Origin of the sequence: Lactobacillus sp. UMNPBX1, assembly GCF_002554085.1 — a bacterium.
In the GTDB taxonomy this organism is placed as follows: domain Bacteria; phylum Bacillota; class Bacilli; order Lactobacillales; family Lactobacillaceae; genus Lactobacillus; species Lactobacillus crispatus.
Window position 1 is genome coordinate 1 of record NZ_PCZI01000004.1, and the last position, 11,195, is coordinate 11,195.

At 36.8% G+C, this 11,195-nt stretch carries 8 protein-coding genes, 4 tRNA genes and 1 riboswitch; all 12 genes read left to right on the forward strand.

The features are described from left to right. The first annotated feature begins 66 nt into the window (after positions 1-66). The 12 genes from CP352_RS03525 (at position 67) to CP352_RS03580 (ending at position 11,194) form a co-directional block, all read left to right on the forward strand. Positions 67-139, forward strand: a tRNA-Asn gene (locus tag CP352_RS03525). A 10-nt stretch (positions 140-149) separates the two neighbouring features. Beyond that, positions 150-240: transfer RNA gene (locus CP352_RS03530), tRNA-Ser, on the forward strand. 88 nt (positions 241-328) lie between these two features. Then, positions 329-1,216 carry a metal ABC transporter solute-binding protein, Zn/Mn family gene (locus CP352_RS03535; protein ID WP_089149939.1) on the forward strand — a complete coding sequence of 296 codons (888 nt, stop codon included), beginning with the start codon at positions 329-331 and terminating at the stop codon, positions 1,214-1,216. 151 nt (positions 1,217-1,367) lie between these two features. After that, a tRNA-Glu gene (locus CP352_RS03540) sits at positions 1,368-1,439 on the forward strand. 5 nt (positions 1,440-1,444) lie between these two features. Next, a tRNA-Val gene (locus CP352_RS03545) sits at positions 1,445-1,517 on the forward strand. Between the two features lie 71 nt (positions 1,518-1,588). Next, positions 1,589-1,677: riboswitch (SMK box riboswitch) on the forward strand. Next, positions 1,675-2,874, forward strand: coding sequence for a methionine adenosyltransferase (gene metK, locus CP352_RS03550; protein ID WP_089143084.1), 1,200 nt, complete (start codon positions 1,675-1,677; stop codon positions 2,872-2,874). (Overlaps the previous riboswitch by 3 nt.) A gap of 23 nt (positions 2,875-2,897) precedes the next feature. Beyond that, the gene (locus CP352_RS03555) at positions 2,898-4,358 is read left to right on the forward strand and encodes an MDR family MFS transporter (RefSeq protein WP_089143085.1); all 1,461 of its coding nucleotides are present in this window, start codon (positions 2,898-2,900) and stop codon (positions 4,356-4,358) included. 227 nt (positions 4,359-4,585) lie between these two features. Next, a complete protein-coding gene (locus tag CP352_RS03560; RefSeq protein WP_013086790.1) occupies positions 4,586-6,556 on the forward strand; it encodes a glucose PTS transporter subunit IIA in 1,971 nt (656 codons plus the stop codon). 23 nt (positions 6,557-6,579) lie between these two features. After that, positions 6,580-7,479 (forward strand): N-acetylmuramic acid 6-phosphate etherase, encoded by a 900-nt coding sequence (murQ, locus tag CP352_RS03565; RefSeq protein WP_089143086.1) that lies wholly within the window; start codon positions 6,580-6,582, stop codon positions 7,477-7,479. 59 nt (positions 7,480-7,538) lie between these two features. Beyond that, complete coding sequence (locus tag CP352_RS03570) at positions 7,539-8,576, forward strand: MupG family TIM beta-alpha barrel fold protein (RefSeq protein ID WP_089143087.1); 1,038 nt, start codon at positions 7,539-7,541, stop codon at positions 8,574-8,576. Positions 8,577-8,591: 15 nt separating this feature from the next. Beyond that, positions 8,592-9,437 carry a MurR/RpiR family transcriptional regulator gene (locus CP352_RS03575; RefSeq protein ID WP_065989732.1) on the forward strand — a complete coding sequence of 282 codons (846 nt, stop codon included), beginning with the start codon at positions 8,592-8,594 and terminating at the stop codon, positions 9,435-9,437. Positions 9,438-9,763: 326 nt separating this feature from the next. Continuing rightward, the gene (locus tag CP352_RS03580) at positions 9,764-11,194 is read left to right on the forward strand and encodes a cytochrome ubiquinol oxidase subunit I (RefSeq protein WP_035443699.1); all 1,431 of its coding nucleotides are present in this window, start codon (positions 9,764-9,766) and stop codon (positions 11,192-11,194) included. The last annotated feature ends 1 nt before the right edge of the window (position 11,195 follow it).

An 11,195-nucleotide genomic window follows, 5' to 3' on the forward strand; every position in this document is an offset into this window, starting at 1 on the left:
ACGCCGAAAGTAGTTGGTGGGCAACTGCCTGCGAGGAAAGGAAGCTGCCGTGCTCTTTTTTAATATTCCGGCTTAGCTCAGTTGGTAGAGCGCTTGACTGTTAATCAAGATGTCGTCAGTTCGAGTCTGACAGCCGGAGTACTTTGTATGGAATGTTGTCCGAGCGGCTTAAGGAGCATGATTGGAAATCATGTATACGGGCTTATACCTGTATCGAGGGTTCAAATCCCTCACATTCCGTAAATATATATGAATTGGAACTATGTTAACATAGTTCCTTTTTTTCTACCTAATTTTTCATATATAATGGAGAAAGGGAGGAAATATCGTGAAGCTACGAAAACTAATTCCATTTCTATTTTTAATATCTCTATTAGCTATAACATTTTCCGCTTGTTCGACAAAGGGAGAAGAGAATACTGCTAAGCATAGAGTTAATATTGTAACTTCTACTAATATTTATGCAGATATTGCTAAAAATATAGTTGGTAAACATGGTCATGTACAAGCTATTATAAAAAACGGCGATACAGATCCACATGATTTTGAGCCTACGACTGGCTCTGCCAAAGAAGTAGCTAATGCTAATATTGTTATTGCCAACGGTCTAGGATATGATGACTGGATGACTAATTTAGCCAATGCTAATGATATTCATGTGGTTAAAGTTGGTAATCAATTGATGGGATTAAAACAGGGGGATAATCCTCATATTTGGTATAACTTAAACATGCCTAAAAAGTATGTTGATTATCTAGTTAAAACAGCAAGTGAAATTGATCCAAAACATGCAGCATATTTTAAGTCTAATGCTGCAAGCTATTTGCAAAAGATTGATAGTATAAAGAAAATTGCTGCTAAAATTAATGGGCGTGAAGATAAACCGGTTTATGTTAGTGAGCCCGTGTTTGATTATGCACTAGAACGGTGTCATTTTAAGATTGGCAATCAGGCATTTGAAGAAGCTGTAGAAAATGAAACGGATCCGAGTGCGCAAGTTATTCATGAGATGCAAGTCAAAATTAAAGCTAGAAAAATTGCTTTCTTTGTTAATAATATTCAAGCATCAAGTAGTACAGTTAGTGGCATGGTTAAACTAGCAGAGCAACATAATATTCCAGTTCTCGATGTAAGGGAAACAATGCCTAATGGAATTAGTTATTATTACTGGATGAAAGCGAATTATCAAAAATTATTTGAAATTTTTTTAAAATAACTATTGCATAATTAGGGATTATCAGGTAATATAATAAACGTTGTGATTGAGAGATCACGGTGGTAATAACTAATAAAAATAAATAAAAAAAGTTCTTGACTTTTAAAACATGATTAGTTATTATAATAAAGTGCTCTTGATTAAGAGATATGACCCGTTGGTCAAGTGGTTAAGACACGGCCCTTTCACGGCCGTAACATGGGTTCAAATCCCGTACGGGTCACTAATGGAGGATTAGCTCAGCTGGGAGAGCATCTGCCTTACAAGCAGGAGGTCACAGGTTCGAGCCCTGTATCCTCCATTGTTCGGGACTACCGCCGCCGCGGTAGTCTTTTTTTATGCAAAAAGAACGAACAAGCAAAATTATTATTTTATCGGTTCAAGTCCTGAGAGGATTCACTATGATTAGTGAAGATGCCTTGTAACCGAATAGCTAATGTCTATATAGGGGGACTAATATGGAAAGACGTTTGTTTACTTCAGAATCAGTTTCTGAAGGACATCCGGATAAAGTTGCTGATCAGATTTCTGATGCAATTTTAGACGCGATGTTAAAGAAGGATCCTAATTCACACGTAGCTTGTGAAACAATCGTAACTACTGGGATGGTTTTTGTCTTTGGTGAAATTTCTACCAACGCTTATGTTGATATTCAAGATGTAGTGCGGAAGACTATTTTGAAGATCGGCTATGATCGTCCAGAATTAGGTTTTGATGGCAATAACTGTGCTGTGATGGTTGACATCGATGAGCAATCACCTGATATTGCCGGTGGGGTTGATCACTCACTTGAAACTAGAGAAAACAAGTCTGATAACGATGAATTGGATCAAATTGGTGCTGGTGACCAAGGTTTGATGTTTGGCTTTGCGATTAAAGAGACACCTGAACTCATGCCATTACCAATTTCGCTTGCTCATCGTTTAATGAGACGTGTTGCTGCTTTGAGAAAAGACCATACTTTAGATTGGCTTCGTCCGGATGCTAAGGCTCAAGTTACTGTTGAATATGATGGAAACAATAAGCCATTAAGAGTGGATACTGTTGTTATCTCTACTCAAACTGATGCAGAAGTTTCTAATGAAGAAATCCATCGGGCAATGATTGATTTAGTCATTAAGGAAGTTATTCCGGCCAAGTACCTAGATGAAAAGACTAAGTTTTTGATTAATCCGTCAGGGCGTTTTGTTATTGGAGGTCCAAAGGGCGATTCTGGTTTAACTGGTCGTAAGATTATCGTTGATACCTATGGTGGTTACGCTCGCCACGGCGGTGGTGCATTTTCAGGTAAGGATCCAACAAAGGTTGACCGTTCAGCTAGTTATGCAGCTCGTTATGTCGCTAAAAATATTGTGGCTGCCGGCCTTGCTTATCGCTGTGAAGTTCAATTGGCTTATGCAATTGGTGTAGCTCACCCAGTTTCAATTATGATTGATACTGCGGGTACTGGTAAGGTTGACGATGATTTGTTAACTGAAGCAGTACGCAATGTTTTTGATCTTCGTCCAGCCGGTATCATTAAGATGCTTGACCTTCGTCGTCCAATCTATGAACAAACGGCCGCATACGGTCACTTTGGTAGAACAGACGTTGATTTGCCATGGGAAAAGACTGATAAAACACAAGATTTGCTTGATTATATTAAAAATGAGCAATAAATAAAAAGAGGAAGTAAAAAAGAATGAAAAAAACAAACGTGCCTATAGTCACGCTTGCGATTTTTATGACAACTTTTATGACTGCCATTGAAGGGACAATTGTTTCTACTGCAATGCCAACCATAGTTTCTGACCTAGATGGGCTCGAGATTATGAATTGGGTTGTATCAATTTTCTTGCTAATGACGGCCGTTTCAACTCCTTTATATGGAAAACTGGCGGATAGCATTGGGCGGAAGCCAGTTTTTTTGTTTGGAATTGCGTTGTTTGTCATAGGCTCATCGCTGTGTGGACTTGCACAAAATATGGTGGAGCTTATCTTATTCAGAGTAATTCAGGGATTGGGTTCTGGCGCGGTTCAGCCAGTTGCCATCACCATTATTGCGGATTTATATGCTCTGCAAAAAAGAGCGAAAATGTTAGGTCTTAACTCTGGTTTTTGGGGAGTAGCATCAGTTATTGCACCGCTATTAGGTGGCTTTATAGTTCAGCATCTATCCTGGCACTGGGTTTTCTACATCAATGTGCCAATTGGGATAATTGCCTTTTTGCTCGTAATTTTTTGTTTGCAAGAGCCTAAACATAGCTCTAAGTCTAAGTTAGATTTGCAGGGAACCATTTGGTTAGTAATTTTATTGCTAGCTTTGATGTTTTTCTTACAAGATTTAGGTTCAAACACTAATATCGCCATAATGGCCGCTCTAGCCGTTTTAGTGGTAATTAGTATAATTATGTTCTTTAGAGCAGAAAAGCGCGCAGTTGATCCAATAATGCCACTCACTATGTTAAAAGATAAGGAGTTCCTTGCAATTAACCTGATTACGTTATTGATTTCTGGCGTAGTAATCGGCTTTGAATTTTACATTCCTACCTGGATGCAAGGTATTAATGGTACTAATCCATCTCTAGCCGGTTTTGCTGTAACGCCTAGTTCATTAATGTGGATTGTGGGTTCATTCTTGATTGGTGGAATGCTCGGCCGCTGGGGGATTAAAAAGACATATGATTATATGTTATTGGTTTTAGTTGTGGCCGATTTGGTTTTGATTTTAGTGCCGATTTACACATCATTCTGGGTCTTCTGTGTTATTGCTGCCTTTAATGGGACCGCCTTTGGTGCGATTACGACAGCTTCACAGGTGAGATCGCAGGTTTTGGTACCTAAGGATGATATAGGTGTTGCCACTTCGTTTAATACGCTGATGAAGTATCTGGGACAGACAATGATGGTTTCTATCTACGGGATTGCTTTTAACACGATGGTAGCTCATGGATTAAATAAGAGACCTGGGTTGAATCAGGAAATGATGAATAAAATTGTTTCGGCAGAAAACGCTAAAAGTTTGGCTGCTAATGTAGTGCCGCAACTGCGGCAGGTCCTGTTAGGCGGTTTAAAAGCCGTTTACGTTGTTTCGATTATTGTCATTGTAGTCTCAATTGTGTTGAATCAACTGTATCGAGATCGAAAATTGAAGAAAAATTAGGTTAATGAGCCACATGCAAAGTAGAGCATGTGGCTTTTTTGTAGAACTTATGATTTTATAATTTTTAAAAGAAAATATGAATTTTTAATTTATATAAAATACAAAATCAATATTTTGTAATTAATATTGAATTTTTATTTCAAAGAGAATATTCTTACTATGTAAGAGCTTACATGAAAAGTCGCGAGGTAAACAAATCAACTATTTTCTATAAGGAGGGTAAGACGATGGCTGATAAATATTCAGAATTAGGACGCGAGATTTATGCAAATATCGGTGGACCTAATAATGTTAAGTCAATGTATCATTGCATGACACGCCTAAGAATTAAGATCCGGGATAACTCTAAAGTAGATATTCAAGGCTTGAAAGATATTGACGGAGTTTTAGGCGTAGTAAATGCGGACACGTTGGAAATTGTCCTAGGTTCTGGGGTTAATGCTAAAGTTGCACAAGATATGGTTAGCCAAGTGGGAGTGAAAGAAAACGAAGAATTCCCAACCAGCACTTACCAGAGCGAAAAGTCTGAAGTTCAAGCAAAAGCTGCAGAAGTACATGCTCAACATAAGGCACAGTTGAAACAAACATGGTGGCGTAAAGCTTTAGGCCATATTTCCGCTATCTTCATTCCACTTATTCCTGCATTTATTGGTGCTGGTTTAATTTCAGGTGTTGCTGGTATCCTTCGAAATATGTTGACGGCTAAGATGTTGCCTGGTAGCTGGAACTTAGGCGTTACTATTCTCAGTATGATTGCTAGTGCATTGTTTGCATATTTGAACATTTATGTAGGTATTAATACTGCTAAAGAATTTGGAGCTACTCCTGCTCTAGGTGGTATCATCGGCGGTGTCGTTTTGCTTCCTGGGATTGCTGCACCGGTTACTATTCCAAATGTATTAGATGGTAAGCCGCTAGCAGCAGGCCAAGGTGGTATTATTGGTGTTTTACTTGCTGTATGGCTTTTGTCTTATGTAGAAAAATGGTTCCATAAACATATTCCAGATTCCGTGGATATTATATTTACGCCGTTCTTTACTGTCCTGATTATGGGACTATTCACAGTATTTGCAATTATGCCGATTGCTGGTTGGATTTCTAATTCATTAGTAGGTGGTATTAATTGGGTGCTCGATGTTGGTGGTCCTGTTGCTGGATTCATCCTTGGGTTGTTCTTCTTACCAATGGTTATGCTCGGATTACACCAAATCCTTACACCGATCCATTTATCAATGATTCAAAAAATGGGTTATACACCATTACTTCCTATTCTGGCAATGGCTGGTGCTGGTCAAGTTGGTGCTGCAATTGCCCTTTGGGCTAAATGTCGTAAAAACAAGGATTTAGTAAGATTGATTAAAGGTGCGTTACCTGTAGGTATTTTGGGAGTTGGTGAACCATTAATTTATGGTGTTACTCTTCCTTTAGGTAGACCATTTATTACTGCCTGTGTTGGTGGTGGTATTGGTGGTGCCGTTGTTGCCGCATTTGGTCACGTTGGTTCAATTGCTATCGGTCCTTCAGGTGTTGCTTTAATTCCATTAATTGCTAACAATATGTGGTGGGCATACTGTATTGGGCTTTTATCCGCATATGCTGGTGGATTTGTTGCAACTTATTTCTGGGGTGTTCCTAAAGATGCTATTAAAGGCAAAGTTGAAAATCCTACTCCTGAAGTTTCCGAAAGAAGAGCTGCTGAAAAGCATGCTGATAATTTGAATATGCCTAGTGAAAAGGTTGAAATTTCTTTTGAAGCTCCTGTTTCAGGTGACTTAGAAAAAATTGAAGAAGTAAAGGATGACGTTTTTTCACAAAAGATGCTAGGTGATGGTTTTGCTATTGATCCTTCAAATGGTACAGTGGTTGCGCCAGTAGACGGTAAAATTGATACAGTAATGAATACTAAACATGCAATTACATTGAAAACTAGTAAAGGGAACTTAGATGTTTTAATGCATTTAGGATTAGATACAGTTGAATTAAAGGGTGCTCCATTTGAAATTGACGTTAAACCAGGTGATCTAGTTAATGCTGGTGAAAAAATAGGTACAATGGATATCGCTGCAATTAAAAAGGCAGGAAAAGACCCAGTGGTTTTAACTATTATTGCTAATATGGATCATATTGATCAGGTATCAAAAGTAGAAGATTCACCAGTTAAGGCAGGTCAAGTTGTCTTTAAGGCAATGACAAAATAATTTTTAGAAAGAAAATGATATAAATGTCACTTGAAAATTTGACTACTGAGCAACGAAATAAAAATACTATGCATATTGATTCTATGTCTACATTAGATATGGTAAAGACAATCAATGAAGAGGATAAAAAAGTTGCAGAAGCAGTAGGAACTCAAGATGAAGAAATTGCTCAAGCGATTGATATTGGCTCCGCACGTTACCAACAAGGCGGCAGATTGATCTATATTGGTGCAGGAACTAGTGGAAGATTAGGTGTTTTAGATGCGGCGGAGCTTGTCCCAACCTATGGAATTAAACCAGAACGTGCAATAGGTTTAATTGCTGGCGGTAAAGGTGCAATGTATGTGGCTGTCGAAGGAGCAGAAGATGATCCTAAATTAGCAGCTGAGGACCTTAAAAAGCTTGATTTATCAGAAAAAGATGTAGTGATAGGCTTAGCAGCTAGTGGTAGGACTCCTTATGTAATTGGTGGGCTGGATTATGCTCAAAAAGTTGGTGCGGCTACTATTGCGATTGCTTGTGTTAAACACAGTTTGATTGGTCAATATGCAAATATTGCAATTGAAGCTGTTACTGGTGCAGAAGTAATTACAGGTTCTACTAGAATGAAGGCTGGCACTGCACAAAAGATGATTTTGAATATGATTTCAACAGGGATTATGATTCGCCAGGGTAAGGTATATCAAAATGTGATGATTGATGTTTTGCCAACGAATGAAAAGTTAGTTGAACGTGCTGAAAGAATCATTCAAACTACTACAAATGTTTCCTTAGAAAAAGCAGCAAAAATTTTAAGGGATGCTGATAAAGATGTTGGTTTAGCAATTGTAATGGCTAAAACAGGTTTAGCTAAGGAAAAGGCAGAGTTATTACTTAAAGAACATGAAAATAATGTAAGCAGTGTTTTGAAAGAAAATAATTGATTCTAAAAATAAAAGTCATTCACTATGAATGGCTTTTATTTTATAAGAAAGGAAATGTTATGCTAGGAATATCTGTATATTTTCAAGATTATGATGAAAATTATTTGAAAAAAGCAGCTCAAGCTGGAGCAAAATATATTTTTACGTCACTTCAGATTCCAGAAGAAGATTATTCAGATCTGGATCAAAAATTACCTCGATTCTTTGAACTGTGTAATGAATTGGGGCTTGAAGTAAATCCCGATGTTTCTCCAGCAACTTTGGAAAAGCTAGGAATTAAAGAAGGCGATTTTGAAGCTTTAAAAGATAAGGGATTCAAGGCTTTAAGATTAGATTATGGTTTTGATGACTTTGATTTAATCAAAAAGCTACAAAAAAATTTCTTTATTTTATTAAATGCAAGTGTTGTGTCACTGGACTATTTAGATCGTGCCAGAAATGCAGGGGTTGATTTTGATAAATTAGCTTTAACATATAATTTCTATCCGCATACAGACACAGGGATGGGGTGGACAGATTTTAAACGTAAAAATTGGATGTTAAAGGACTATGGCTTAAGAACTCAAGCTTTTGTTCCTGGGGATGCACTTAAACGTTTCCCACTATATGAAGGCTTGCCAACTGTAGAAAAGCATCGTGGGGTTTCGCCTTACGTTGCAGCTGTTGAATTAATTCATGAAGCAAATGTGGATGATGTGTTTATTGGCGATAGCAAGGCGTCAATCAAAAATCTTCAGTATATTGTAGATTATCAAAAAGATAATATTTTAAACATAGAATGTTCGCTATTGCCACAATATCAACAGCTGTATGATCAAGTGATTGAAGTAAGAAAGGACATGCCAGAAAAGCTGATTCGCTTAAGTTTGCCTAGAAAACCTGATATTCCAATTTGTAATACTTTAAATAGGCATAGGGGCACTATTACAATGCAAAACAAATTAGCTCAAAGATATAGTGGTGAAGTTAGTCTGATTAAGTCAAATTTACCTTTTGAAGCACGTAGTAATGTGATTGGTTTTATTTCACCTGAGTATGTGAAGTTGCTTGATTTTATTGATTCGAGTACGAAAATTATTTTTAGAAGGCTGACATAGAAGAAAGGTGATATTATGCTTAATTTGGCAAATAAGATTTCAGATGTATATCCTAATTTGAATAAGACTTCTAAGTTAATTGCAGATGTTTATTTTAAAGAACCAAGAATTTTTCTAAATAAAAATTTACAGGAATTAGGTACCATTACCCAAACAAGTGGTGCATCAGTCGTTCGCTTTTGCAGAAATTTGGGCTTTAAAGGTTTTAAGGATTTTCAAATAGCTTGTGCGCAAGAAATGCCTAATAAACAAGATGCTATGGTAGATACGATTATCAATACAAATGATGAACCAACAAGCGTGCTTTATAAATTGCAACTTAGCTTAGGAAAAAATATTGCAGACATTGGTAAAACAATAGATCATAAATCTTTAGATGCTGCAGTAGATTTAATGCGATCAGCACAACAGATATATGTTGCAGGAGAAGGAGCATCTGGTCTTGCTGCTCAAGATTTGTTTTATAAATTAATTCGTAGCGGAAAGAATGTTAATTTCGTTCAAAGTTCACATATTGCTTTAGAACAAGTAGCAAATATTAATAAAGAAGATATACTAATCGTTTTTTCCTACAGTGGATTAACTCAAGAACCATTGCTAATGGCAAAGCAGGCGCAAAAAAATAATGCCAAGATAGTTGCAGTGACTCGTATACAAGATTCACCACTAAAGAATATGGCTGATACAGTAATTACATTGCCATCAAATGAGAAGTTATTGCGCTATGGTGCTATTAATTCACTATTTGCAGAAATCTTTGCTTCAAGTTTATTATATTTGAGTCTTATTTCCCCGAATTTGGAAGAGTTGAATATAAAGATGAAAACTACACAGAGCCTTACCAATCAGCTAAAAGTGTAATAGACATAAAATAACTAATAAATAAATTTAAAAAAAATCAAAATATTTTTATGATAAAAATAATAAAATCGTAGAAAAATGAAGAAAAAGAGGACCATTTTGGTCCTTTTTTAGTACTCTTTTTTTGGAATAATTAAATCTATATTTGACAATGCTATAATTATAAATGGAAAGTGACTTAAAAATAAGATAACGCTATTGAAAGCGCATTACTTGCCTCCTTGCAAGTAAATTTAAGTAGCAGTAAACTTAAATTGGACAAAATAATATTTGTTATTATTAATGACAGAGACTAGTAATGCAAGTCAGAATATGGGGGCGTAAAAATGGATATTACTAGTTTAGCAAGATTCCAATTTGCTATGACGACGATCTTTCACTTTTTCTTCGTGCCATTTTCAATTGGTACGATATTCGTTGTCGCAATTATGGAATCAATGTATGTTCATACAGGCAAGCCTGAATATAAAAAGATGACCAAGTTTTGGGCTAATATCTTTTTATTGAGTTTTGCCGTTGGTGTTGTAACCGGTATCATTCAAGAATTCCAATTTGGTATGAATTGGTCCGATTATTCTAGATTCATGGGGGACATCTTTGGTGCTCCACTTGCTTTTGAAGCATTGCTGTCATTCTTTATTGAATCTACCTTTATTGGTTTGTGGATGTTTACTTGGGATAAAGTGGGGAAGAAATTACACTTATTCTTTGGATGGATGATCGTCTTTGGGACAATGACTTCTGCATTATGGATTTTAACAGCAAACTCCTTCATGCAGCATCCCGTCGGCTTTGCTTTACGCAACGGTCGTGCCGAAATGGCTGACTTTGGAGCACTTCTTAAGAATCCACAATTAATGTATGAATATGGTCACGTAATTGTTGGTGCACTTTTAACTGGTACTACAATTTTGACTGGGTTAGCTGCTTTCCAACTATTGAAGAAACGTAACCTTTCAGACATTAACAAGAAGATCTATCGTAAGACAATGCGTTTAGGCTTAATCTTAATGTTAATTTTCTCAGCTGGTGAAATTGCTGTGGGTGATATGCAAATGCAATATACTTTGCATGATCAACCAATGAAGTTCGCCGCAACTGAAGCTGTTTATAAGACAACTGGAGAAAAGGCTCCATGGACGGTAGTTGCAATTGCTAATCCAAAGACCCATGAAGTTAAGGGAATTGATATTCCAGACATGTTAAGTATTCTTTCTTACCACAAGACTACTGGTTCTGTAAAAGGTATGGAAGAAATTAACAAAGAACTTGAAAAGAAGTATGGTACACATATTGATGGTCGCAAGATGGACTACTATGTACCAGTTAATACTTTATTCTGGTCCTTCAGAGTAATGTGTGGTTTTGCTGCATTATTATTCTTGATGGCAATTGTTGGTTTAATCATGACTCGTAAGAATAAAGAAACCCTTTATAACCATCGTTGGCTATTATGGATCTTCGCACTTCTTACATTCTCACCATTCCTGGTCAATACTGCTGGTTGGTTAATCACTGAACTAGGCCGTGCACCATGGACAGTTTATGGTCTATTCACTATTGATCAAAGTGTTTCACCGAATGTTTCAGTGGCTTCACTTTTGACTTCAAATATTGTTTACTTCTGCTTGTTTACTGTTTTGGCAATTATCATGATTGCATTGGTTGTTCGCTTCTTGCACAACGATCCAGATGAATATGATAAGGCTCAAGAAGCAAGCAAAGTAGTTGATCCGTTCTCAAAGGGGGCCATCTAAA

Bases quoted from the DNA above. Each gene is read 5' to 3' on its own strand.
- CP352_RS03580 (WP_035443699.1), top strand. From the start codon at position 9,764: ATGGATATTACTAGTTTAGCAAGATTCCAATTTGCTATGACGACGATC.
- metK (WP_089143084.1), top strand. From the start codon at position 1,675: ATGGAAAGACGTTTGTTTACTTCAGAATCAGTTTCTGAAGGACATCCG.
- murQ (WP_089143086.1), top strand. From the start codon at position 6,580: ATGTCACTTGAAAATTTGACTACTGAGCAACGAAATAAAAATACTATG.
- CP352_RS03555 (WP_089143085.1), top strand. From the start codon at position 2,898: ATGAAAAAAACAAACGTGCCTATAGTCACGCTTGCGATTTTTATGACA.
- CP352_RS03560 (WP_013086790.1), top strand. From the start codon at position 4,586: ATGGCTGATAAATATTCAGAATTAGGACGCGAGATTTATGCAAATATC.
- CP352_RS03575 (WP_065989732.1), top strand. From the start codon at position 8,592: ATGCTTAATTTGGCAAATAAGATTTCAGATGTATATCCTAATTTGAAT.
- CP352_RS03570 (WP_089143087.1), top strand. From the start codon at position 7,539: ATGCTAGGAATATCTGTATATTTTCAAGATTATGATGAAAATTATTTG.